The sequence below is a fragment of the Campylobacter concisus genome, from assembly GCF_050447485.1.
GTDB lineage: Bacteria > Campylobacterota > Campylobacteria > Campylobacterales > Campylobacteraceae > Campylobacter_A > Campylobacter_A concisus_BQ.
On record NZ_JALMFY010000001.1, the window covers coordinates 829,862 to 855,065 of the forward strand.

Sequence of the window (25,204 nt, forward strand, 5' to 3'; positions counted from 1 at the left end):
AAGCATTTTTTTTTAAAATCATACCAAAAATTTATATTTAAAGTAGCCAATGCAAGATAAAAATCAGCTAAAAATAGCCATCGTCAAGCTCTCCGCTCTTGGGGACATCGTGCACGCAGCCATTGTGCTTCAGTTTATCAAAAAGCACTGCCCAAATGCTCACATCACATGGCTCGTTGATGCCCGTTTTGCAAGCCTTTTAAAAGATCATCCGCTTATAGACGAGCTAGTCGTTTTGCCGCTTAAAGAGAGCTTTAAAAAGAGCTACAAGATCATAAAAACACTTGGCAAATTTGACAAAATCATCGATCTGCAAGGGCTTTTCAAATCAGCCGTCGTCGCAAAACTACTTGGCAAAGAAATTTACGGCTTTAGCAGAGAAAGCGTCAAAGAAAAGATCACAGCCAGGCTTTATAGACATAAATTTAAGATCGACTACAATGAAAATATCATAGTTAGAAACCTAAGCCTCGTTGGATACGCATTAAATTTTAGCTTTGAAAAAAGTGAAATTTTAAAAAAATCGCCCTGCTTTGAAATTTGCAAAAAATTTAAAAATGAAAGCGACAAAAAACGCGTATTAATCGCTGCTTTTGCAAGTGAAGAGAGCAAAATTTATGACAAATTTAAAGATGTGATCAGACTTCTTGATGATTGTGAAATTTACCTTTGCTACGGGAGTGAGAGCGAAAAAACAAGGGCTGAGGCGATCATTTCGGGCACATCTGCAAAACTGCTTGAAAAACTAAGCATAAAAGATATGATAGATTACATAGCAAGCTGTGATCTGGTAATTGGCAACGATAGTGGCCTAACGCACCTTGCATGGGCTGTAAATAGGCCTTCTATCACGCTTTTTGGCAACCGACCAAGCCACCGAAACGCCTACGTCACAAACAAAAATCTTGTTGTTGATATGGGCAAGCAAATAGATGCTAGAAGTATCGATAAAAACGACTTTTGCATAAGAGAAATTTACCCTGAAACGGTTGCAAATTTCGCAAAAAGGCTGCTAAATGGATAGGCTCTATCTAGCTGGCTTTTACACCCTAAAATTTCTCATATTTATAATGCCTTGCTCGCTTCAAAACATGCTTGCTAAATTTTTAGCATTTGCGTTTATGAAGCTTAAAAAAAAGAGATTTCACGTAGTGATGACAAATTTAGACCTTGCTTTTGGCGAGACAAAAACTAAAGAAGAGAAGCTAGAAATCGCCAAAAAATGCTACTACAACTTTGCAAAATACCTCGGTATAAATTTCATCCTCAACCAAAACACAACAAAACAAAAGATACTTGAAAAGGTCGTCTTTAAAAATGAGCACTTTTTACTTGACGCGATAAAGTCTGGCAGGCCCATCATAGTTACAACTGCGCATTTTGGGCAGTGGGAGATATTTCCTCTAGCTGTCGCGGCTCGTTTTGGAGCTTCTTCGGCGCTTGGCAGAAGGCTTGATAGCAGCGTCATGGATAAAATTTTAAAGGCAAATAGAGCGCAGTTTGACGTGGAGCTAATAGACAAAGATGGCGGTGCAAAGGATATCTTAAAAGCACTAAAAGCTAGACGCTTGGTTGGAATTTTGGTCGATCAAAACACCGCACCAAAAGAGGGTATAAAGGTGAAATTTTTTGGTAAAGATGTGCTTCATACGCCAGCTGCAAGCGTGCTAGCTCAAAAGACAAATGCTTTAATTATAAACGCATTTATCTACCAAAAAGATGAAAATTTAAGCGAAATTTGCTTTGAAGAGCCCATCGATATAAGTACATTTGACAAAGAAGATGCCGTGCAAAAAGCAACGCAAATGCAGTGCAGCGCATGCGAAGAGATGGTTAGAGCAAGGCCTGAGGAGTACTTTTGGTTTCACCAAAGGTTTAAGAGATTTTACGAAAATGAGTACAAATGCTAAGCGTTGTCATTTTGACTTTTAACAGCGAAAAGTACCTAAAAGAGGTGTTAGAGAGTGCTAAATTTGCTGATGAGATCATCGTGGTCGATAGCGGCTCAAAAGATAGCACAAGGCAAATTTGTGATGACTTTAGCAACGTGAAATTTCACGAGCAAGCTTGGCTTGGATTTGGCGCGCAAAAGCAAAAGGGCGTGGATCTAGCCAAAAACGAGTGGGTCTTTGTGCTTGATAGCGATGAAGTGATCACGGATGAACTTAAAAATGAGATCGTTAGCGTGCTAAAAGAGCCTAAATTTATGGCTTACAATGTTGCTAGGCTAAATTTCTTTTTTGGCAAAGCGATAAAAAATATGGGACTATACCCAGACTACACGGTAAGGCTTTTTAATAAAAATTTTGCCAAATTTGATGGTAGAGCTGTGCATGAAAAGGTCGTTTTAAATGACGGCTCACAAAGGCTTGGCACGCTTAAAAACCACTTCTTGCACTATGCGTATGAGAGCATCGAGCAGTTTATAGCTAAGCAAAATCGCTACTCAAGCATGGGCGCGAAAAGAAATTTGCTAAAGGCACTTACAAGCCCTGCTTGGACATTTTTTAAGCTTTATGTGCTAAAAGGCGGCTTTAAAGAGGGCTTTGCTGGCTACATCATTGCTAGACTTTACGCCCAGTACACATTTTGGAAATATATAAAATGAAAATACTTGTAATTAAATTTAGACACATCGGCGACGTGCTTTTAACAACACCACTCATCGAAAATTTACACCACTACTACCCAGAGGCAACCATCGACTTTGCCCTAAATAAAGGGACAGAAGCGATGATAGAAGGCAATCCTTACATAAATAAAATCCACATTTATGATAGGCAAAGTGCAAATTCTGGCTTTTTTAAAAAGCTAATTACCGAGCTAAAATTTATAAGAACGATCAAAAAAGAGAAATACGATATGGCGGTGCAAACGACCACTGGAGACCGCGGCGTCATCATCTCAAAATACGCTAAGATCAAAAAGATAGTCGGTTTTTTAGGCAAAAGTAAAGCTATAAATAAACTTTTAAACATAAAGGCAAAATACTACGAAAATTTCTCTCACACGGTTGATCTAAATTTAAACGCGCTAAGGGCTTTGGGCTTTGAGCCAGTGAGTAAAAAAGTGAGCGTTTTTTCAGACGAGAGCGTGGAGTATCTAAATTTACCAAAGCGCTTTGTGCATGTGCATCTAACAAGCCGCTGGATGTTTAAATGCGCAAACGACGCGAGCATGGCAGAGCTCATCGACTACTGCGAAAATGAGCTTGGTGCAAAGGTTGTGCTAACAAGCGACAACAAAGAAAATGAGCTAAATAAGCTTGCAAGCGTGCTAAAAATTTGCAAAAGTGAGCCCATAAATTTAGGTGGCAAGCTAAGTCTAAAACAAACGATCGCCCTCTCAAAGCGCTCAAGTCTCTTTATCGGCGTCGATACTGCTATCATGCACATAGCCGCGGCAAACGACGTGCCAGTGATCGCCTTTTTTGGCCCAAGCGGAGCTTTTGAGTGGGGACCTTGGGATAATAGCTTGATGCAAAATGGCTACACAGCGCAAAATGGCATCCAAGGCATGGGTAAGCACATCGTCTATCAAAAGGACTGGGACTTTGTGCCTTGCGACAAAGAGGGCATAAAAGAGCACGGTGTTGAGAATACTTTAATGGATTTTAGCGATGAAATGCTAGAGATAAAAGAGAGGATAGAACAAATCTTAAAAGGAGAAATATGAAATCACTAATTACCCCCCCCCCATTTTATCACTAGAGACTACTCTCACATAAAACTTAGTTATGTTACGCATTTTTATTGCGATCAAGACGATATAAACTCTGTTCTAAATTTATTAAATGCTTATGCTAAATATGATCCAGAATTGCTGGATATTATGGAATTTGTCATAATAGATGACGGCTCGCCATTAAAATATGAAATACCAGATTTCAATCTAAATTTACGCTGGATAAAAATCAATGAAGATATAAAATGGAACCAAAGTGGAGCAAGAAATTTAGGAGTTCTAAGTGCAAAAAGTGATAAATTAATAATCACAGACTTAGACCATATCTTTTATGAAGACACATTAAAATTTATAGCGAACTACGCCTTTAAGAAGCATGAAATTTATAAATTTAGACGAACACATATCGATAGAAATAACTTTATATCAGGTAACTATCCATCTCATGGAAACGTTTTTGCAATGAGCCGAGGCGATTTTTTAAAATATTTTGGCTATGATGAAGAATTTGCTGGAAACTACGGCTATGAAGATAACTTTTGTGCTGAATATTTTGATGCACTTGGTTTTAAGAGAAAATATATTACAAAGAGAAAATATTTTTACAGGGAAAGAGATGATAACGATGTTAATCGTAAAAGTTCATATCACTCATTAAACAGGGATGATTCACAAAATAAAATAATTTATGAAAAGAAAAAAGAAAAAATGAAGAACTATGGTGCAATGGTAGCACATTCAAGAATATTTCTAAATTTTACTTGGCAAGTTTTAAGCGAACAGTTTAGAAAAAACACCCCAGAAAACACTATAAAAAGAAAATTTTGGCTTTTGAATTGGAGATGATAAAATTACGATAAGATTCACTGATATTTTAAATAATAAAAAAAGAATCGCTATATTTTGAGATCAAAAAAGTTCTTTATCTTTTTTGATCTCACTAATTAATTGAAAAATTTAATAATGTTTTATTGGTTTTAACTCCTAAGAAAAGCATAAATAGATCCCAAAAAGTCATTTTGATAGATAAGCATGGTCTTTTTAAGCCATTTTTCATCACGCTTTGTCACTATGCGTTTTATCTCCTCTAAATTGCCATCAGCCTTGTTTATGCCGCGCTTTGTCGTGAAAAATGCCTTGTAGCCATGCTTTTTAGCAGTACTTAGGTATTCATCATTATATTTACCCCTTGGCCAGCAAAGTGCTTCATCCTCAAAACCAAAGTTTTTCTTCATAAACTCACGGCAAAGACCAAATTCCTCATCCAAGCTAAGCTGCCCAAAATATCCATCAAAATGCCCATGTGTATGCGAGTGAAAGCTAAAGCAATCACTCATCTTCTCGATCTGTTCTAAATTTAAGATCACGTCTTGCGGTCTGCTCGGAGCTACATTTTTACACTCACTATGGCTGCCATTTAAGAAGGTTCCATGACTTATCTCATGGGCTTTTTGTGCTGCCTCTATCCAGCCAGTGACTATAAACATATTTGCTTTTAGTCCAAATTCTTTCACGATAGGATAGGCATAGATGTAGTTGTCCATCCAGCCATCATCAAATGTTATACAAACGCTCTTTTTAGGCACTTCAAGCTCGCCTTTTTTGTATGCGATAAATTCATTTATGTTTAGCGTTTTATAGCCATTTTCGGCTAAGAATTTCATGTGCGATCTAAACTCATCCACGCTACTAGCGATAAAACCGCTCTTTTCAAGCACGTGGTGATACATCAAAACTGGTACGCTCATTTTTGCCTTTTACAAAATTTCTTTTTTTATTTTCGTATTCTAACAACCTATTTATTAAAAACTATGTAAAATATGCCTTAAATCAAACTAAAGGAATTTGTTTTGTTTTACCTTTTACAATACATACTTTTTTATCCCATATTTAAATTTATAAGTTTTTTTAGAAAACCATCTGATAAAATTTTAATCATACAAACTGCCAAGATCGGCGACTATGCAAATTCGACTGTTATTTTTGAGCCTTTGGCTAAATTTGATATATTGCTTGATGAAGTAAATGTTGCTTTTGCTAAACATGACAATAGGATAGATAAAATTTTTATAATAAATGATATAAAAAAGAAAAAAACTTCCAAGCTAAGACTAGCATTTACACTTTTTAAACAAAACTATAAAGATGCTTATGTTCTTATGCCAAATAGTCTAAATCTTTTCTTGGCACATTGCACTCTAGCCAAAAATATAGTAACTATCAAACATTATGCTACTTCTAGTAGCTTTATACTGCTAGCTTTTGGTATGAAAAAAATTTCACATACATTAAATGACTTAACACTATCAACATATCTAAAAATGATAAACGTTAATGGATTAAAATTTGAAAAACAACTACAAAAACCACTGTTTGTGCCATCAGAAAATATTATCAAAAGCGATAAATTTAAGGTAGGTATAAGTCTTAGTGCTGGCAATAAAATGAAAACGCCTCCTAATCAAACTTGGGAGAAGATCTTAAAAATTTTCTCTAAATTTGACTGTGAAATTTATGTTTTTGGCGTTGGAGATGAGAATAGACTACTAGAAAAATTGATTTTAGAATGTGAAAAAAGAAATAGTTTTGATGGATTAAAATTTATATCGATGATAGATAAGATCAAACTTGAAGAACTTCCATTTTATCTATCGCAAATGCAGTTATACATAAGCTCTGATACTGGAAACTACTATGTGGCTGACAGTGTGCACACTACAACGATATGTTTAATGGGTCCTTGTTTTGCAAGTGAGCAAAGGGGAGTGTTTGATTCGCTTATTATAAATTCTGCTTTAGCTCCGATTAGCTCTGTATTTAAGACGGTTAGAAATATAGATGCAAGCTCTTTTTTTGAGCTTAGCAAAGATGATTTAGAAAAGATTGAGCGATTTGTCAAAAATCACTATATATCGCATCAACGCTGCGAATATAATTATCCAAACTAAAAGTATCAATGACTGCACTATCTGGCGCTTTTGAGCTTGGTTTAGCTAAATTTTCAAGACATTTTAAAAGCGATCTTGGGTCTCTTTGGACTATAAAAAAATCTTCTTTTTTTGATGATATATTGTAAATTTCTCTTATAACTGGTATATTTGAGTAAATAACGCCAAGACCACAACTAAGTCCTTCTATGACAACCCTTGGCAATCCTTCATCGCTTGAAAAGCCTAGTACGTAGTCACAATTTTTATAAATTTCTCCCATTTGTTGCACAAATCCCAAATATTGTGCTTTACTAGATTTTATTAGCATATCAAATTTCTCTTTTGCACCAGCTGTCAGCTCTCCACTGCCTGCAAAGTAAACCTTAATATCATCTCTTTTTAAAAGAGTTAGCGCATCAAAGACCAGCTCATGTCCTTTGAGTGTTAGAAAATTTGCAGGCATTATTATGTTGATCTTATTTTGGTTAAACGCTATACCTTTAATGCTCGATAGCTCATTGCTAACTATTATTGGATTGTAGATTATATTTTTTTGCATTTCTATCTGCTTGGCATAAAAATTATAGGTCGAATTTGAAACACAAATAGGTATAAATTTTTGTTTATTTAAAATTTTAAGCTTAAATGGTTCTATGGGAGAGTTCTTTCTTAAATGCTGTATAACTTTAATGCCTAAAACATTTGCAGCTTCGATGTAGGCAAGATTTGTTGAAAAGTGATTATTTAGATGAATTATGTCTGGTTTTTCATTTGAAAGCATAGCGATGGCATATTTGTAATCTTTTTGGTAAAGGTATTTAGCTAAAGTTTCTTTGTTAAATATACGCAGTAGCTCTTTTATTATTTTTGTTGGCTGCCTCTTTGGTATAAATTTTATAAATTTCACGCCAAGATTATTGATTATTTCAGATATATTTTGCTCACCAACCTTATAGTCATTTTCAAAAAAAACGCTAAATTGATATTTCTTGTATTTTTCTAGACCTTCTAAGAGATATATAAAGCTCTTTGTTCCGCCACCATATTCATGTCCAGTATCCACAAATAAAATTTTTTTCAAATCATTTCCTTGAGCATATCATAAACCTCTTTTTCATCAATTTGCAACATACATTTTTGAAATTTACACTTTTTGCCTACGCATGGAGAGCAAGTGCGTGGTTTTTTAATAAATTTATGAATATCTATATCAAAATCTGGATTTGAATTTATAGGTGATGCCACCGCAAAAAGACCAATAGTTGGAGTTTTTAGGGCTGCTGCGACATGCAAAGGACCAGTATCTGGCGTGATTAGTATATTTAGTCTTGAAATTAGTGCGGCTGCTTCTCTAATGTTAAATATACCAGCAAGGTTTAAAAGACGAAGATCATTTATCCTTTCTTCTAGCTGCTTAGTCATGGCACGCTCAGCAGGACTTCCTGTTAAGACTATGATAGCATCTCTATCTTGCAAAACAAGCCTTGCAAGTTTTTCCCATTTATCTATAAACCACTGCCTAGAAATAGTGCTAGCGCCCATTTGAAAACCGACAATTTTACGGCTCTCATAGCCTTTTAGTACCTCATCAACATTAGTAAAATCACTTGCCTCAAGGTATAAATTTAGACGCGTATCACGACTTTGAATACCTATAAATTTAAGCTGCTCTAGACGGTTTAATACCACATATCTATCATCTCCGTATGGCTCTGGAGCATTTGAGTGAAATGGGCTAAATTTATTATTTAAATTTGGCAGTTTAAATAGATATTTTGCCCCACTAAGAACAGCTAGTGGAGTAGCTTGCGGTTCATTTGAGTGCAAAATAAAAACTATATCTAGTGATAGTTTTTTTAATTTTTTTAAAATGTCCAAAAACCCACTTTTTTTACCATCATATAATAAAATTTCATCAATGTTTGGATCGGTTTTAAAAAGTAACGCAGTAGATGGATTTAGCAGTGCAACTACTTTTACATGCGGAAAATTTTGCTTAAACACACGAAAAACTGGCGTGTTAAAAATGGTATCGCCCAGTGCTGTATTACTAAAAAAACAAACGGTTTGAAAAGACTCGGTTACAAGCTGCGTCTTTTGTATTTTTTTAAAATTTAAAATCAGACGCATAAAGTTTTCAAAGAGTTTCATACATTTTTTCCGTTTGTCTCACCATTGTTTGGATTGAGAAATTCTCTACTATAAAATCTCTAGCATTTGCACTAAATTTAGCACGAAGATTAGCATCTTCTATAAGAGTTTTTAAAACATTTTTTAAAGAATCTTTGTTGTCATTCTCAAATAAAAGTCCAGTTTCATTATCTTTTATCGCCTCGCCAATACCTCCTACGTCGCTGCCTATGCAAGGCACCGCACAAGACTGAGCCTCAAGCAGTGCTGTGCCAAGGGCTTCCATTTTTGATGGCAAAACAAATAGATCAAAGCTGCCTAAAAAATCGCTCACATCTACTCTATTGCCAACCATTAAAATGTTTGATGTTGTTATATTTTGTAAATTCTCATATTGTGGACCATCACCTACTACGACCAAAAAAGTATTTGGCAAATTTAGCTCATTAAATGCTTCAAATAAAATTTTATGATTTTTAGCAGCTCTTAACACTGCCACAATGCCCACTATAATGGAATTTGTTGGCAAGCCTAGTTGATCTCTTATATCTTTTTTAAAATGCGGAGTAAATTTTTCAGTATCAATTCCAGTGTAGATAGTCTCTATTAGGCGTTCTTGCACGCCTTGGGCTATAAGCTGAGTCTTGACAGCGTTTGAAACAGCGACTATCTTATCATTTATGTTATAACTAAATGGCGATCTAATTGGCGTTTGCAAATGTCTAGTGCGAACTACCTTTGCACCGGTTATTTTACTAACTATAGCACCTATAATTCCATCTTTACCCGAGTGAGTTGAGATGATTTTTATCTTATTTTGTTTTACAAATTTGCAAATTTTTAAAATTTCTAAGATATTAAAAGATTTTTTAATGTTAAACTCGACAAATTCACACTCTATCTGCTTTTCAAAGCTCTTTGACCCAGGATTTAACCCATAAAAAACCTTAAATTTACTCTTATCTAGCCCATTTATAACACGCTGTGTGCGGTGCTCCTGCCCACCAAATCCTAGAGAGCTTTCAAGCTCTAGTATATTGATCATCGTTTTTAGAGCCTTCTTTATAGTATATGCCAAGTGCCACACCTAGCGTAAGGTAGAAAAGTTTTGCTTCGCTACTTCCAAAAAAACTACCAAATAGCAAGCTTGCAATAAAACCAAGCCCACCAAAGAAAATCGTGTATCCAAATACCCCTAAAAGCGTATCATTATTTTTACTTACCTGAATGCTAGTTTTTAAATAACTTATCCAAATTCCAATAAATGCAAGAAGTCCAAATATACCAAGCGAAAAAAACATCCCTAAAAATTCATTATGAACTTGAGAATAATCAGAAAAAGGCACATCTTGCTCGCTATTTAATTTCCTGATAGTTTTTCCATATAAAAATCTACCATATCCAGTCGGCACAAATGGCTCATGCAGCCTATAAATAAGGACTGATTTCCACGAGGCTATTCTAGACGGAACTGACTCAGTTAGCCCCATTTCGGAGTATGCTCCCATCTCTTTTGGAGATTTTTTCATAAGCTCAATATATTTTGGTATTAGTGTCAAATTATATCTATCTGGAGATATGTGATGAGAAATCTCATAAAAGCCAAAGATAAATATAGCAACTAATGCACAAGACAATATTCTGATTTTATTTGATTGTATAAAAATAAAAAAAGCAGCTACTAGCACAAATATAACACCTATATAAGTAGCTCTTGTATTGTTTGAAATGATGCTAACTAGTGATATTGCTAAAAAAAGAACCGCGAATGCTTTATTTTTTTTAAATGCAAAGAGAGAAATGGCACATCCAAAAGCATACACTGCCCAAATTCCAAACCTCTCACCACCACCATTATAAATATATCCATCTAGCAATCCGCCAGTTCTATAACGAAAATCAAAGCCAACATTAGCCCATGTTATTATATTTATGACAGAATGCAGTAAAAGTGAAGAGAAAAATATATAAATATAAATTTTAATTTTGTCATATCCTAAATTCATAAAATAATAGAACAAAACGATCATAAATGCGACATTTTTTATAACACCCTTATTAACCTCTTTTAACGTTTCATTTATATCTATGGTAAAAAAAAGTGATATATACGCTAATAAAGCTATGATAAAAAGTAGAGCTAGTGGGGCTTTTATTTTTAGTAAATCTTTCAAGCTCCATTTTTTATACCCTGTTGCAACGACTAAAAGAGTAAATAATGACATAGATATAGACTGTATAGAAGCTACTTTTGCCACTGGCAAAGAAAAGAGATAAATGGTAAAAAATATATATTTTAAATTTTCAAGCAAAGTGTAATATTTTGTTAAAAATTTCATCATTTTTGATTTCCTCTGCTATTTTGTTTGGGCTTTGCAAGACTATGCACTCACCACTGCCGTAGATTGGCGCCCATCTTAAAGGATTTGTTTTTCCAAACAAAACGATCGTCTTTACACCAAGAGCTGGGGCTAAATGCGCTACACCTCCATCAAGAGTAAGAACAAATTTGGCTGCCCAGATATAACTCGCTAGCTCATCTAAACTTTTTGTTCTAGCAAAAACAACATCTGCCTTATGTGCTATGTCATTACCAAAGTTAGCCTCTTCTGCACTAATGACAATATTTTTAAATCGTTGCTTTAGAAATTCTAAAATTTCTAATATTTTACCTTCGCTTAGGCAGTTTTGTTCTATTCGTGATGAGATATGAAAAAAGATAAAGTCCTTAAATTTTTCATTTTTTTCACTTGGTACGTAAAGTGTTTTTTCATCTTTAAAATTTACCCCAAGTGGTGTCAAGCATTGACAACATAGCATGGCTTCATGTAAGGACTGATCAAAATTTAACCTATCTGTTATGAGATGTCTATCTTCGTTTTGTTTGACTGCTCCTATTATCTTTTTAGCACGAGCCACTCTTGCAAAGATAGCGGCGGATGGCGAATAAGAGCTTCTAAAAATAACAACTACATCATAATTCTCACGCCAAATTTGAAATAAAATTTTACACTTTCCAAAAAAAGCTTTAACTTTTGCGGCAATGGATCTCACATGCTTTGGCTTTGTATATGTATATATTTTGTTTAAAAAAGGGTTGTTTTTAACAACACAAGCATTTAGACTATTTGCTACGATATCTATCTGAGCCTTGGTGTAGGCTTTGCGTAATGCTTCAATGGCTGGCGTAGTACAAATCAAATCACCTATGTTGTCATTTCTTATAAGTAAAATTTTCAAAATGTTCCTTCATTAAAATGGCAAATTATATCTAAGATTATTTTAAAACAAGCCAATTTTTAGGTTAAGGCATTTTTTTGTATTATTAAACGATTTAATATTATTTAAAAATGTTTTTGGCGGAGTTATAGATGAAAAAAATAGTATTTTTAAGAACTAATCCAAACGCAGTTGGAGGTGCTGAAAGATACTTAAGAAGGCTTGTTAAGGCCATAAATGAGCTTGATATCCAAACTGAGATTCGCTCATATCTTGGTGACACCGGCGTCTCCTCTTGGAAAAAAGCTCTAAATTTTAACCGCCAAGTAAAACGCCAAAAAAGAGAGGATGAGTTTTACTTTAGCCTAGAGCGCGTAAGCTGTGCTGACATCTACAGGGCAGGAGACGGCGTGCACAAGGTTTATAGGGCGACAAAAAGCTTTTGGTGGCTAAACCCCCTAAATTTCGTCTATCCATACTTAGAGAAAAAGTGTTTTAAAAACTCCCAAAAGATCATCACAAACTCAAATTTCATAAAAGAGCAGATCATCGCGACTTACGGCATAGAACCAGAGAAGATCACGACCATTTATAACGGCGTAAATTTACCCCAAAGGGTGCAAAAAGCCGAGGCAAAGCTCGCACTTTGTGAGGAATTTGGACTTAAATTTGAGCTTGCAACCCTGCTTTTTGTGGGAAATGGCTTTAAAAGAAAGGGGCTAAAAGAGTTTTTGCTCCTTGCCTCAAAGCTAAAAACGCCTGTAAATACGCTAATCGTTGGCAAAGACAAAAACATCTCAAGCTACAAACGCCTAACTAAAAAACTTGGGCTAAACGCCTACTTTGTCGGCGAGCAAAAGAGCACGGCTAAATTTTATGAAGCGAGTGATATTTTTATATTTCCAACGCACTATGAACCATTTTCAAATGTCGTGCTAGAGGCACTTAGCTTTAAAAACATTGTCTTTACGACGGCTCAAAATGGTGCTAGCGAGATACTTGAAGATAAATTTGTGCTTCAAAATCCAAACGACGAGAGCGCGCTGGAGTTTATAGATGAAATTCTCACAAACCACGAGCTTTTAGCAAGTCTGCAAGAGAAGGCTTACGAGCTATCTTTGAATTTTAGCATCGAAAAAAACGCCGCTCTTACGCTTGAAGTGATAAAAGACGCCTTAAAATGAGAGTTTTTATCGAGCTTCCAACCTGGCTAGGTGATAGCGTGATGGCAAGCGCTGCGATAGAAAATTTGGTGCAAAATGAGAAGAATTTACAAATCGTTTTTTTTGGCTCATTTATAGCCTGCGAGCTTTATAAAAGCCATCCAAACTGCGAAAAAGTTGTCGTTGATGAGAGTAAAAAAGCTAAATTTAGGTTTTTATCTCTTGCAAAAAGCGCAAAAAGTCTTGGCAAATTTGATCTAGCGCTTAGCTTTAGAAGCTCATTTGCTAGCAAATTTTTGCTATTTTTTATAAATGCTAAGAAAAAAGCCATATTTAAAAAGAGTAAAACCGTCCTTCATCAGGTGCTAAAATATGCAAATTTTGTAAAAAATGCCCTTGACTTGGGCGAAATTTCCACTCAGCTAAAGTTATATTTCACACCTCAAATTTCAGCCAAAAAAACGCTAGCTCTAAATCCGGGTGCAAGTTATGGAAGTGCGAAAAGATGGTACCCAGAGTATTTTGCGCAGGTGGCTTTAAATTTTAAAGATGAGTTTGAGATCGTCATCTTTGGTGGCAAAGGCGAGCAAGAAATTTGCGAAAAAATAGAGCAAATTTTAAAAGAAAACGGCGTAGCTTGCCAAAATTTAGCTGGCAAAACAAGCGTCAAGGAGCTTTGCGAGCGCATAGCTAGGCTTAGTAAAAATGGCATTTTCGTCACAAACGATAGTGGCCCTATGCACATAGCTGCCGCCTTTCATGTGCCAACAATCGCTCTTTTTGGACCGACAAAATTTAGCGAAACCTCGCCTTGGGGCAATAAATTTGCAAAGATAGTGCATCTAAATTTAGAGTGCATGCCCTGTATGAAGCGAGTTTGCCCGATAAAAACGCATGCTTGCATGAAAGAGCTAAAGCCACAAATGGTGATAGACGAGATAAATTTACTAAGAAAAGAGAGTGGAATTTAGGCAAAAAATAAAACGAGGCAGTTGCCTGCCCCGCTAGTTAGCATTAAGCCGACTTTTCTTTGAGATATTTGTTTATAAGAGTTGTGATCTCTTCGCCGTGCGGGAACCTTGACTCATCGTTTCCGATGCGATCCTTTTTAGAAAAGATAACGTTTTCATCAACCTCGACGATGAAATTTCCACCATCTCCTACAACCAACTCGACTCTTGCATCACTAAAGTTCGTTTTTATTTCATCTTCTACACGAGAAGCTACCGGACGATAGTTTCAAGAGTTGCAGTAAATAATTTTTACTTGCATGCTCTGTCCTTTCTTGTGAAATAAGCTTTGATTATATAAAATTTAACCTAACAAATGGATAATACAAGAAAGGAGAGAGTTATGAAAAAGGTAGCTGTGATCTTAGCTGATGGATTTGAGGAGATCGAGGCGCTAACCTCCGTCGACGTTTTGCGTAGAGCAGGTGCGATAGCATCTATCGCTAGCTTAAAGGACGCGCAGATCAGAGGTGCTCACAACATAAGTGTAAAAGCTGATGTCACACTTCGTGAGGTGGAGGAGCTAGGTTATGATGCGATCGTGCTTCCAGGAGGTCTGCCTGGTGCAGAAAATCTTGCAAATGACGCCAAACTAAGAGAAATTTTGCAAGAATTTGACAAAAAAGATAAGCTAATTTGTGCCATTTGTGCCGCTCCTATGGTGCTTGAGCGAGCTCGTGTGCTAAAAGAGCATTTTGTCTGCTATCCTGGCTTTGAAGAAAATGTAAGAAGCGATAAAAAAGGCTACGTAAGCGATAAAAACGTACTAAAAGATCAAAACATCATCACTGGCAAGGGACCAGCTTTTTCTATGGAATTTGCACTTTTTATAGTGAAAAATCTACTTGGCGAAGAGGCTTACCATAAAGTAAAAAATGATTTACTTTATAAATAGTTTATAAAAAAATTGTAATTTTTTATTTAATTATTCTACTTAAACTTAAGGATAATTTTTGTTTAGTGATAGATATTATAACACCTTGCTGTTGCGATTTGTTGCATTTAAGGATATTTTTTAAAAATTTATAATATTTTTCTTGATTTTTACATCTTTTTGACGGAAATAAGCTATTATTTCTCTAATCGATCAGATCGATAATTTTTTTAAGGAATAATCCTGTGAATATTTATGTAGGAAATTTGTCGTATAGAACGACAGAGGCAGAGTTGAAGGAAGCTTTTGCACAATTTGGTGAAGTAAAGCGCGCAAAGATCGTAAAAGATAGAGAGACAGACCGCTCAAAGGGCTTTGGCTTTGTTGAGATGGACGATGCGAACGAGGGCCAAAAGGCGATCGACGCACTAAATGAAAAAGAACTTGGCGGACGCACTTTAAGAGTAAATGAGGCTAGACCAAGAGATTAATGACTATTTGCCACCATCTGGTGGCATAGTCTCTCGCATAGCTCCGACGCCAAGCGGCTATCTACACGCTGGTAACGCCTATAACTTCATCCTGACTTATCTTCTGACGCGCTCATTGGGCGGCGTTTTGCACTTAAGGATCGATGATTATGACCTTGGCAGATACCGGCGCGAATTTGTTCAAAATATCTTTGATGTGTTAGAATTTCTGGGGCTTTGCTACGACAAAGGCGCTACAAGTGTTAGCGACTTTGAGCGTAATTTTAGCTTCAAAACAAGAGCCAAAAGATATGAAAACGCGCTTGAAAAGCTAGATGAAATTTACATTTGTGAGTGCACAAGAACCACGAAAGATGCCTATAAAAACGGCATTTACACTAAAATTTGCAAAGATAAAAAGCTAAAATTTATAAAAGATAAAACCGCTATTAGACTAAGCGTGGATGAAAACGACGAACTTGGCAGGATCGTGGCAGCGCAGATGGGCGATTTTGTCATTTATAAAAAGGATTTTACCCCAGCTTACAACTTTGCAAGCGTCATAGACGATGAAGATATGGGGGTAAATTTGGTCGTTAGAGGTGAGGACTTGCTGCCTTGCACGCTAGCTCAAAGATACCTTGCAAAAAGGCTAAATTTTAGCTTTTTAAATGCTAAATTTATCCACCACAAGTTACTTTTAGATGGAGGCAAAAAGCTTTCTAAAAGCTCCAAGTCACCACCTATTGATCTAAGCCAAAATCCTCAAATTTATTACAAAATGCTAGCAAATGATCTTGGGCTAAATTTAAGCTCAGCAGATAAAATTTCAAACCTTTTATATGAATTTAGGCTCAAAAATATGGCCGAATTATTGCTAAATCACACCTGAAATATTTACGAGCCTATTAAGATCATCAAATTTGAAGCTAAGTTCATCTTTAAACTTAGCTACTATCTCATCCTTGTTTTCGCTAAATTTTATCTCGCTGCCCAGCAAAAGTCCTTTTATAAAAAGCTTGTGATCAAGCTCATAGGCACTTATACACTCATTTACTACGCTTATTACTTCATTTGCTAAAACTGGCTCTTTAAAGATAGCCTCCGCCCTAAATGCAACGTATGCCGCGCCTCCGTCGTAATCTATCCTATAGTAGCTTAGCTCCTCGCCAAGCGCCACGCAAGCAACCAAGCTAATCGTGTGACCATTTATCTCTTCATCTAGCTCAAACTGCGCCGTACTAAACACATCAAGGCCAAATTTCTCGCCGAACTCACGCGCCCTGTTTGCAAGCCCAAGCAACCGCTCGTCAAAGCAATTTACATTTTCATATCCCCAAAGCCAAGTGTTTGACGAAAAGCTCTCAGAGCCGATAAACTGTATATCAAACTCCTGCTTGTCAAAGTAAATTTTGCCACTTTCAAAGTCAGCTTGCCACTTGCTGACCTCAACAACTTGTTTAAAAAGCCGTTTTTGAAGTAGCATCGCTCTACCAAGGCAAGCGTTAAAAAGCTCACTCCAGTTAGACTTATCCACACAAAGCTCGTCTAAAAAATGGCCCTTTTTTCTAAAAATATCAAACATCTCTCGTCCTTAAATTTACGCTGAAGCGGCTAGCTTTTCTATCTCTTCGCCTACATCATCACTTACGATAAACTCAGTCTTATAGATGAAAATTTGCCCAGTTGCTTCATTTTTTATCTTCAAAATTAGCCGTTTTTGATTATTTGGAGCATTTTTGCTAAAAACTAGCGAGTAAATTTGCTCTAGCTTTTGCCTGCTAAGCTCGCTAAGGCTTAAAAGCACCTCTAGTTCGGCATACTCTCTTGCTTTTTGAGGAGCGCTCGCCTCTTCGTTTTTGCTAAATTTAGAGTTTTGCTTTAGCTTTCTAGTCTTAAAGTCTAAATTTTGCGCATCTTCTAGGCTATAAACCTCGTTTAAATTTGTCCTTACAAACTGATCGTCGCGCGAGATATTTATCCTAAAGGCATAAGGCAGATCGCGCTTTGCCTCGTCTTTTACGATATCTTCGATGTTGCCAAGCTCCCTTTCAAAGACGGCGATCTCGATGTTGCCGTGAAAGTCAAGCACATTTATAGTACCCATTTTTTTGCCACTTTTTGTGATCCTCGTAGCAAAGTCCTCGATCTTACCAACCACTAAGATTTCAGCACTCTGCGGCAAGCTCTCAAACTCCGAACTAAGCGTGTATTTGATCTTATTTATCTCGTCTTTATAGTCATCAAGCGGGTGACCTGAGAGGTAGATGCCAACGCTCTCTTGTTCAAATTTCAAGATCTGTTTGATGTCAAATTCATCATCTATAGTGACGAAATTTATCTTCACATCATTCATACTATCATCTTCGCCAAAGAGGCTCTCAGCCGCGTTTTTACGTATCTGGGCTGCATTTTTGCAAGCTTCTACGATATTTTCTACATTTTGTAAAAGCATCTTACGGCTAAAGCCAAACTCATCGAAGCAACCAGCTTTTATAAGGCTTTCAAAGACCTTTTTATTAACCTTAAATGGATCGATCCTTGAGACAAAGTCATCCATGCTCTTAAACTCGCCCTTTGCGTCGCGCTCAGCGATGATGTTCTCAATTGCCGCTCCACCAACGCCTTTAATCGCCCCAAGACCAAAAATAATACCATCGTGACCCTCATTTTTAACGACGCTAAATTCTTTGGTTGATTTGTTGATAGATGGCGGCAAAGTATCGATGTTTATGCGTTTTATCTCATCGATGTAGCGAACGATCTTATCGACGTTACTCTCCTCGCTTGTTAAAAGTGCCGCCATAAATTCAGCCGGATAGTAAGCCTTCAGATAGGCCGTCTGAAACGTAACGTAGGCGTAGGCTGCCGAGTGAGACTTGTTAAAGCCATATCCTGCAAATTTAACGATCAGCTCGAAAAGATCATCCGCCTTTTGTCCGTTTAGCCCCTTTGCCTCAGCACCTTTTACAAACTCGCCCTTTAGCCTGTCCATCTCCTCTTTGATCTTTTTACCCATCGCACGGCGCACAAGGTCCGCACCGCCTAAGCTAAAGCCGCCTATGGCTTGCACGATCTGCATGACCTGTTCTTGATAGACTATGACGCCGTATGTTGGCGCAAGGATCGGTTCAAGCTCCTTAAATGCGTATGTGATCGCCGCCTCACCATGTTTTCTTTTGACGAAGTCATCAAGCATGCCACTCTCCATCGGCCCTGGGCGATAAAGTGCTAGCATCGCGACGATATCCTCAAAGCAGTCTGGGCGCAGGCTAGTTCCTAGCTTTCTCATGCCCTCGCCCTCTATCTGAAAGATGCCGATGGCTTGGCCACTTTGTATCATCTTATAAACGCCAGAGTCGTTTTTATCGACCTGCTCCCAGATGATGTCCTTGCCGGTGCGCTGTTTAACGAGCTTTATCGCATTGTCGATAACCGTTAGCGTCTTAAGGCCAAGAAAGTCAAATTTTATTAAATCAACGTCTTCAAGGTATTTGAGGCTATACTGAGTGACAAAGCGATCTTCTGGGCTGTTTGGTTGGCGAAATAGCGGGGTTTTGTTCCAAAGCTCTTCGTTTGAGATGACAACACCCGCTGCGTGCTGACCGGCGTTTCTGTTTAGCCCCTCAAGATCAAGGGCAAATTTCCAAATTTTAGCCGCTTTTGCGTTTTGGCTGATGAGCTCAGCTATCTTTGGCTCTTTTTCATAGGCATCTTTTAGCGTGATATTTAGCTCATCAGGGATAAGTTTTGCCATCGCATCAGCCTCCGCATAAGGCATGTCGCAAACTCTAGCGACGTCTCTGATGACACCTTTTGCGAGCAACTTACCAAATGTAATAACGCCAGCGACGTTAAATTTGCCGTATTTTTGCGTGACATAGTCGATGATCTCGCCACGTCTGCTTTGGCAAAAATCCACGTCGATATCTGGCATGCTAACGCGCTCTGGGTTTAGAAATCTCTCAAAAAGCAGGTTGTATGGGATAGGATCAAGGTCAGTTATCTTTAGCGAGTAAGCGACCAAGCTACCAGCCGCAGAGCCACGTCCTGGGCCAACTGGCACGCCTCTTCGCTTGGCTTCGTTGATGAAGTCCCAAACGATCATCATATATCCTGGGAAATTCATCTTATTGATGATGCCGATCTCTATCTCAAGGCGCTTTCTATACTCTTCGTGTAAATTTTCAGGGACAAATTTCAGCCTCTCTTCAAGGCCCTTTCTGCACTCATGCTCGAAAAATACAGCGTCATTTTTGAAGCTATATCTGTTTTCTGGCTCTGGGAGGGTCAAATTTCTCTCCTTGGCGCACTCAAGAGTAAATTTAAAATTTGGCGGAGTTGGGTTGCCAAGCTTGATCTCAAGGTTGCACTTATCCACGATCTCTTGGGTATTTTCTATCACTTCAGGGATATCTAAAAATAGCTCATTCATCTGCTCTTTGCTTTTGACAAAAAACTCATGGACGCTGTGGCGAAGTCGGTTTGGGTCGTCTAAGGTTTTGTTCATCGCGATGCACATGAAAACCTCGTGTGCGGCGGCTCTTTCTTTAAAAGTGTAGTGGGTATCGTTTGTGGCGATGACCTTGATGCCAGTCTCTTTTGCGATACGCAAAATGTCATCGTCTATGCGCCTTTGATCGCCGATGCCGTGGCGCATGATCTCAAGGTAAAAGTCATCGCCAAAAATTTCTTTATACTCAAGCGCGACCTCTTTTGCCCGCTCGTAGCCTTTAGCGCCAAATTTAACGTTACGCTCGCTTAAATTTAGATGCCAGCTCACCTCGCCCTGCAAGCAAGCAGAGCTGCAAACTAGGCCCTCGCTGTGCTCTTTTAAGATTTTTTTATTGATACGAGGATAGTAGTAAAAGCCCTCGATATAGCTCATGGAGCTAAGATACATCAAATTTTTGTAGCCAGTCTCGTTTTTGGCGATTAGGATGAGGTGAAAGCGCTGTTTGGTGCTCTTGTCGTCAAGCTGCTCGCCATTATGCACGTAAGCCTCGATGCCAATTAGCGGTTTTATACCATTTTTTTTCATCTTTTTGTAAAAATCAATCGCGCCAAACATGTTGCCGTGATCCGTGATCGCTGCTGCCGTGTCGCCTCTGTCATGGAGCGTATGAGCTAGCTCTTCTATCTTGTTTGCTCCGTCTAGTAGGGAGTATTCGGTGTGTAAATGTAGGTGTGTAAAGCCAGAATTTTCACTCATTTTTTATCCTTTTTAATGAGCGGATTTTACAAAATTTTGGCTAATAAGGCGCTTGATGAAAGCTTAATGGGAGCTTTAAAAATTTAGATATTTTTCAGTATGTAGTAAGAGCAAAGCGCGCGATTATGCTACCGCGCTGCGCTATTTAGCGTCTGACAAATTTTAAAATTTGATCGAGTTTCTAATCGCATGCAGTGCGCCAGCACCTTTGCATGCCCTTCTAACGTGCGAGGGGTTTAGGGGATTTAAAAAGGGGGATAAGGGGACGGCTTCGTAATTTAAGTCCCCTTGTCTCCCTTTTGATAAAAACTTTAAATTTCTAAAAAAACTATTTTTTACAAATTTTAAAATTTCATGAACGAGTAATTTTAGTAGCCAACTCTTGCGAGTGAATGGAATTTTAAAATTTGTAAAAAGATTTTTAGAAATTTAAAGTTTTATTTCTTTATTAAGGGGGAATAGGCTTGAATTACGAAGTCGCTCCCTTCCCCCTTAACAATCCACTAACCCCGACGACGTTAGAGGTAGCATGCTTTAGTGCTTTGCACTGCATGCAATTTATTTTTAAGAAATTTCTAGCAAATTTTAAAATTTCATGAACGAGTAATTTCGGCTCTAAAATTTGAGCTAAGCTGCAAGCGAAGTCAAATTTTAGTAGTCAATTCTTGAGGATGAATGAAAGTTTAAATTTTGTAAAACAAAAAATATTTTAAAAAATTAGATCGCGGGCTAAGCCGCAATCCATTATAGATAAACTGGGATATTTGTATGTTCTAAGAAAAATCTTGATGTTCCGCCAAGAACCATCTCCATTAGTCCGTTCTCACCGTATCTGCTAGCTACGATAAGGTCCGCATTTCTATCATTTGCAGCTTTTAAAAGTGCCTCGCCAGGTATCGTTGTAGTTGCTATAACTTCAAAACTAGCACTGATATTATGAACCTTAAAATACTCTTCAAGTTTTTTAAGATTTAGCTCGGCATTATCACCAAGGCTTGCTTTTGAAGTGATACATTGAACTTTTTTAGCGCTCTTTAAAAGATCGATCGCACCAGTTAGAGCTCTTGAGCTTTGAGTTGTTCCTGTCCAGCTTACAAGGATGTTATCAGTTTTAAAATCACGCATCTTTCTAGGGATAACGATCGCATTTTTACCACTTTTTAAAACAGCTGACTCAAATGTGCCAGTGATCTTGCCATCAAGTGGCACTGCAGCTACGACTAGATCGCAAAATTTACTCTCTTGCTCAACTATGGCGCTTCTTTTTCCATTATGGATCGTGAAATTTGCAGTGCAGACATCTTCGATGACCTCGTCGCTCACCTTTATGCCTAGCTCTGCGCAAATTTTATTAAAAAGCTTTTCGTTCTCTTCGTGCTCAACCGCAAGCTCTGACTTGGCTGATTTTAAGAATTCCTCAAAAAGCACTCCACCACGAAGCGTCATTTTCATATTATAAACCACGCTTGGATCTAGTTGGCAAGTGAGGATCTCCATGTGAGCTTTAAACCATTGTGCGACCTTTAAAGCACCGTAAATTCTTGGCTCGATATCGTCCCCTGCTCCTATTGGAAAAAGCAACTTTTTGTATTTCATCATCTATCCTTTAAAAATTTATTCAACCAAAGAGAGCGAAATTTTGTTTCCTTTTTGCTCGCTCACACACACTTTTACCTGATCGCCTACGTTTAATGGGCTCTTTATCTTCGAGATGTGAAGCAGACCATCAACACCGTCTTTTAGCTCGATAAATACTCCAAAATCAACCACGCTTTTTACGCTTCCAACAAACTCATCTCCGATATTAAATGTCGGTTTTACACGGTCCTTGTCGTGTTTAAATGGCTTTTTGCCAAATGAGCGAGAGTTCTCTTTTGAAGTGATAGAGATGATGTAGTCTTTTGCCGCATCGACGTTTTTCTTGGCGCCACCTGCTATTTTGACCTCGCCTTTTTCTCTATCAAGGTCGATTGAAACTTCAAATTTCTCGATGATCTCTTTTATCGTCTTGCCAGCTTGACCGATGATATCTACTATCTTGCTTGGATCAACGCTAAATAGCTCAAGTTTTGGAAGCACGTCTTCGTTTATCTCTATATTTTTATCAGCCTGTGTCATTAGAGCAAGGATATGCTCTCTGCCGCGTTTTGCTTGATAAAGTGCCTCTTTTAGCACCTCTAGGCTGATGCCTCCAAGCTTGATGTCCATCTGAAGCGCTGTGATGCCATCACTTGTGCCAGCAACCTTAAAGTCCATATCGCCGTCGTGGTCTTCAAGTCCCATGATATCAGTTAAAACTGCGTGCTTATCGCCTTCAAATATAAGACCCATCGCAACACCTGCAACTAGTTTTTGGGTATTGACCCCAGCAGCTCTAAGTGCGAGCGAACCACCGCAAACACTAGCCATAGAGCTTGAACCGTTGCTCTCTAAAATTTCTGAAACGACCCTTATCGTATATGGAGAAGCTAGATCGATGCTTGGTGCAAGGGCACGTTTGGCTAAATTTCCATGTCCAAGCTCACGCCTGCCTGGAGCTTTAAGCGGGCTTGCTTCGCCTACGCTAAAGCCTGGGAAATTGTAGTTAAACATAAATTTCTCAACCAAAGGAGCTTTTTCGGTAAGGATGTCATACATCTGAGCATCGCTATCTGTGCCAAGTGTAGCGACAACTAGCGCTTGAGTTTGCCCTCTTGTAAAGAGGCATGAGCCGTGAGCGTTTGGAAGGACATTTGTCTCGATGCTAATAGGCCTAACCTCTTCAAGTCCGCGTCCATCGGCTCTAACGCCCTCGTTTATGATCTGCTCTCTTACTATTTTCTTTTTATATTTACCAAGGACATTCGAGATAACAGCCTCGTCCCAGCCCTCTTTTTGAGCTACCTCATCGCTTGAAATTTGTTTAGCGATCTTGCCAAGCTCGCTAGCACGCTCACTCTTTGCCATTTGGTTGATCGCGTTTTTAACCTCTGCTTTATAAAATTTATCGATGTAAATAGCGATATTTTCATTTTCTATCTCAGGTTTTAGCTCAAGCGCTGCATCCTCTTTTTTATGCTCTTTAAACGCCTCTTCATAAGCGTTGCTAGCTCTTAGTATGGCCTTGCCAGCAAAGTCGATCGCTTCAACCATCTTGTCTTCGCTAAATTCATTCATCACTTGCTTTTGTGCCATGCTATCGCTTAGGCTTGGATCTATCATCGGCTCTATCGCTACCATCGGTATGAGCTGCGTAGTTTGCTGAGGCAAGCTTCTCATCTCGATCATCAAAAGCTCATCTTTTGTGCCAGCAACATAAAGATCGATCGCACTTTGTTTTAGCTCAGAGTTGCTTGGGTTTATGACAAATTTATCATCTATATATCCAACTCTCACGCCACAAACTGGGCGATTTACTGGGATATCGCTAAGGTAAAGTGCAACTGAAGCCGCATTTAGGCTCACAACTTGCAAATCAACCTCAGGATCAGCTGAAAGCACCATGACAACGATCTGCGTTGGGTATGCGTAGCCTTTTGGGAAAAGTGGGCGAAGTGATCTATCTATGATGCGAGCTGTTAGCGTCTCAAAGTCGCCTGGCTTGGTCTCACGCTTGACGTAACCGCCTGGGATTTTACCAGCAGCGTAAGCTTTTTCGATGTATTGCACCGTTAGAGGCAAAAAGTCCTCTTCAACTTGCACATCTTCTCTTGCCACAGTTGCTAAAACTACGGTGTTTTTCACTCTTAAAAGCACTGCCCCGCTAGCTTGTTTAGCTACTTTATTAAGGTCAAAAATTTCGACCTGATTATTGACTTCTATACTATATTGCATTATTTTTATCTCCTTGTTGTTTTTGTAACGGTAAATAGTGAGGGCTCTCTTCTAATATCGACATGATGCGCTCGCTCGTAGCCTCGATCTTTTTCTCGTAATACGAATCCACATCGATAAAATCAACGATCTTGTTTATCGTGTAAATTTCATCGACCATATCATTTAAATTTGCAAAGACATCAGTTGCTATCATCGGCGTTGCGTATGAGATGGATTTTACCTTCACATCAAGCAGCGTCTTTATGCAGATGAGTGCCGTCATGCCAGTCTCACACCCCTCATCGATCAGTAAAATATTCTTGCCCTTTAGCTCTCCTATCAAATTTCCTTTTCTATATTTATATACATTTTTTAAAATTTTCTCTTCATATTTTCTATGCGCCTCGCCATAGATGTAGTCATAGCTTATGTTAAAAGCTTTTATGAGAGGGTCGTTTAGCACGATATCCTCAGTTTCGCTAACTATCGCTACGTCACATTCACTGTTGTTTGGCGCAGGTATTGGCTCGCTAAAGAGCATCTCATAGCTTAAATTTAGCCCTCTGCAGACCACATCAGTCAGGATAACTGACTCAAGCGACATGCAAAGAACTATCGTCTTAGCGTCATTTAGCTCTTTTTTTGGCAAGATCTCGATGAGCTTATTGGCTGCATCTAGTTGATCTTTAAATTTAACGCTTGCCATTATCTAGCCAT

23 protein-coding genes are annotated in these 25,204 nt (G+C 38.0%); 11 read left to right on the forward strand and 12 right to left on the reverse strand.

The window, feature by feature from the left end; all coding sequences use genetic code 11:
* Positions 1 to 49: 49 nt before the first annotated feature.
* The 5 genes from waaC (at position 50) to MTT29_RS04245 (ending at position 4,530) form a co-directional block, all read left to right on the forward strand.
* Positions 50 to 1,024, forward strand: a complete 975-nt coding sequence (waaC, locus tag MTT29_RS04225) for a lipopolysaccharide heptosyltransferase I (protein WP_429799855.1) — start codon at positions 50 to 52, stop codon at positions 1,022 to 1,024.
* Entirely contained in the window at positions 1,017 to 1,910 is an 894-nt protein-coding gene (locus MTT29_RS04230; protein WP_429799856.1) for a lipid A biosynthesis lauroyl acyltransferase, read from the forward strand. Before waaC ends, MTT29_RS04230 begins: the two co-directional genes overlap by 8 nt.
* Positions 1,904 to 2,608: a glycosyltransferase family 2 protein gene (locus MTT29_RS04235; protein WP_429799857.1), complete on the forward strand. Its 705-nt coding sequence runs from the start codon at positions 1,904 to 1,906 to the stop codon at positions 2,606 to 2,608. The genes MTT29_RS04230 and MTT29_RS04235 overlap by 7 nt, the downstream gene beginning before the upstream one ends.
* Positions 2,605 to 3,675, forward strand: coding sequence for a putative lipopolysaccharide heptosyltransferase III (gene rfaQ, locus MTT29_RS04240; protein WP_429799858.1), 1,071 nt, complete (start codon positions 2,605 to 2,607; stop codon positions 3,673 to 3,675). Before MTT29_RS04235 ends, rfaQ begins: the two co-directional genes overlap by 4 nt.
* Before the next feature lie 156 nt (positions 3,676 to 3,831).
* The gene (locus MTT29_RS04245; protein WP_429799859.1) at positions 3,832 to 4,530 is read left to right on the forward strand and encodes a glycosyltransferase; all 699 of its coding nucleotides are present in this window, start codon (positions 3,832 to 3,834) and stop codon (positions 4,528 to 4,530) included.
* Between the two features lie 131 nt (positions 4,531 to 4,661).
* Here the strand turns inward: MTT29_RS04245 and MTT29_RS04250 are convergent, their stop codons facing one another.
* A complete protein-coding gene (locus tag MTT29_RS04250; protein WP_429799860.1) occupies positions 4,662 to 5,432 on the reverse strand; it encodes a polysaccharide deacetylase family protein in 771 nt (256 codons plus the stop codon).
* A 102-nt stretch (positions 5,433 to 5,534) separates the two neighbouring features.
* Here MTT29_RS04250 and MTT29_RS04255 point away from each other — a divergent pair, with 102 nt between their 5' ends.
* Entirely contained in the window at positions 5,535 to 6,632 is a 1,098-nt protein-coding gene (locus MTT29_RS04255; RefSeq protein ID WP_429799861.1) for a glycosyltransferase family 9 protein, read from the forward strand.
* Here the strand turns inward: MTT29_RS04255 and MTT29_RS04260 are convergent.
* From MTT29_RS04260 to MTT29_RS04280, 5 genes are read right to left on the reverse strand one after another with little or no spacing between them, the layout of a single operon-like run.
* Positions 6,580 to 7,695 carry a glycosyltransferase family 4 protein gene (locus tag MTT29_RS04260; protein WP_429799862.1) on the reverse strand — a complete coding sequence of 372 codons (1,116 nt, stop codon included), beginning with the start codon at positions 7,693 to 7,695 and terminating at the stop codon, positions 6,580 to 6,582. The genes MTT29_RS04255 and MTT29_RS04260 overlap by 53 nt on opposite strands.
* Positions 7,692 to 8,765 (reverse strand): glycosyltransferase family 9 protein, encoded by a 1,074-nt coding sequence (locus MTT29_RS04265; protein ID WP_429799863.1) that lies wholly within the window; start codon positions 8,763 to 8,765, stop codon positions 7,692 to 7,694. Before MTT29_RS04265 ends, MTT29_RS04260 begins: the two co-directional genes overlap by 4 nt.
* Complete coding sequence (locus tag MTT29_RS04270) at positions 8,752 to 9,789, reverse strand: glycosyltransferase (protein WP_429799864.1); 1,038 nt, start codon at positions 9,787 to 9,789, stop codon at positions 8,752 to 8,754. The genes MTT29_RS04265 and MTT29_RS04270 overlap by 14 nt, the downstream gene beginning before the upstream one ends.
* Positions 9,767 to 11,086, reverse strand: coding sequence for an O-antigen ligase family protein (locus tag MTT29_RS04275; protein WP_429799865.1), 1,320 nt, complete (start codon positions 11,084 to 11,086; stop codon positions 9,767 to 9,769). Before MTT29_RS04275 ends, MTT29_RS04270 begins: the two co-directional genes overlap by 23 nt.
* On the reverse strand, positions 11,049 to 11,984 hold the full coding sequence (locus MTT29_RS04280) for a glycosyltransferase family 9 protein (protein WP_429799866.1): 936 nt from the start codon (positions 11,982 to 11,984) through the stop codon (positions 11,049 to 11,051). The genes MTT29_RS04275 and MTT29_RS04280 overlap by 38 nt, the downstream gene beginning before the upstream one ends.
* 131 nt (positions 11,985 to 12,115) lie before the next feature.
* Between MTT29_RS04280 and MTT29_RS04285 the strand changes: the two genes are divergently transcribed.
* Entirely contained in the window at positions 12,116 to 13,147 is a 1,032-nt protein-coding gene (locus MTT29_RS04285; protein WP_429799867.1) for a glycosyltransferase family 4 protein, read from the forward strand.
* Positions 13,144 to 14,097: a lipopolysaccharide heptosyltransferase II gene (gene waaF / locus MTT29_RS04290; protein WP_429799868.1), complete on the forward strand. Its 954-nt coding sequence runs from the start codon at positions 13,144 to 13,146 to the stop codon at positions 14,095 to 14,097. Before MTT29_RS04285 ends, waaF begins: the two co-directional genes overlap by 4 nt.
* Before the next feature lie 43 nt (positions 14,098 to 14,140).
* Here waaF and MTT29_RS04295 read toward each other — a convergent pair whose 3' ends face one another.
* Positions 14,141 to 14,398, reverse strand: a complete 258-nt coding sequence (locus MTT29_RS04295) for a SelT/SelW/SelH family (seleno)protein (RefSeq protein ID WP_429799869.1) — start codon at positions 14,396 to 14,398, stop codon at positions 14,141 to 14,143.
* 81 nt (positions 14,399 to 14,479) lie between these two features.
* On the opposite strand from MTT29_RS04295, the gene MTT29_RS04300 reads away from it, so the two are divergent.
* The 3 genes from MTT29_RS04300 (at position 14,480) to MTT29_RS04310 (ending at position 16,372) form a co-directional block, all read left to right on the forward strand.
* Entirely contained in the window at positions 14,480 to 15,031 is a 552-nt protein-coding gene (locus tag MTT29_RS04300) for a DJ-1 family glyoxalase III (RefSeq protein ID WP_429799870.1), read from the forward strand.
* Between the two features lie 224 nt (positions 15,032 to 15,255).
* Positions 15,256 to 15,501, forward strand: a complete 246-nt coding sequence (locus MTT29_RS04305) for an RNA recognition motif domain-containing protein (protein WP_035142802.1) — start codon at positions 15,256 to 15,258, stop codon at positions 15,499 to 15,501.
* Positions 15,479 to 16,372: a glutamate--tRNA ligase family protein gene (locus MTT29_RS04310; RefSeq protein ID WP_429799871.1), complete on the forward strand. Its 894-nt coding sequence runs from the start codon at positions 15,479 to 15,481 to the stop codon at positions 16,370 to 16,372. The genes MTT29_RS04305 and MTT29_RS04310 overlap by 23 nt, the downstream gene beginning before the upstream one ends.
* On the opposite strand, the gene MTT29_RS04315 is transcribed toward MTT29_RS04310, so the two are convergent.
* The 5 genes from MTT29_RS04315 to MTT29_RS04335 form a co-directional block, all read right to left on the reverse strand.
* Positions 16,358 to 17,065 carry a DUF6882 domain-containing protein gene (locus tag MTT29_RS04315; RefSeq protein ID WP_429799872.1) on the reverse strand — a complete coding sequence of 236 codons (708 nt, stop codon included), beginning with the start codon at positions 17,063 to 17,065 and terminating at the stop codon, positions 16,358 to 16,360. The two genes, MTT29_RS04310 and MTT29_RS04315, sit on opposite strands and share 15 nt — an antisense overlap.
* 15 nt (positions 17,066 to 17,080) lie before the next feature.
* Complete coding sequence (gene dnaE, locus MTT29_RS04320; protein ID WP_429799873.1) at positions 17,081 to 20,692, reverse strand: DNA polymerase III subunit alpha; 3,612 nt, start codon at positions 20,690 to 20,692, stop codon at positions 17,081 to 17,083.
* Positions 20,693 to 21,436: 744 nt separating this feature from the next.
* On the reverse strand, positions 21,437 to 22,288 hold the full coding sequence (locus tag MTT29_RS04325) for a universal stress protein (protein ID WP_429799874.1): 852 nt from the start codon (positions 22,286 to 22,288) through the stop codon (positions 21,437 to 21,439).
* 18 nt (positions 22,289 to 22,306) lie between these two features.
* Positions 22,307 to 24,505, reverse strand: coding sequence for a polyribonucleotide nucleotidyltransferase (locus MTT29_RS04330; RefSeq protein ID WP_429799875.1), 2,199 nt, complete (start codon positions 24,503 to 24,505; stop codon positions 22,307 to 22,309).
* Positions 24,495 to 25,193 (reverse strand): sodium:proton antiporter, encoded by a 699-nt coding sequence (locus MTT29_RS04335; protein ID WP_002941705.1) that lies wholly within the window; start codon positions 25,191 to 25,193, stop codon positions 24,495 to 24,497. The genes MTT29_RS04330 and MTT29_RS04335 overlap by 11 nt, the downstream gene beginning before the upstream one ends.
* Positions 25,194 to 25,204: the final 11 nt, after the last annotated feature.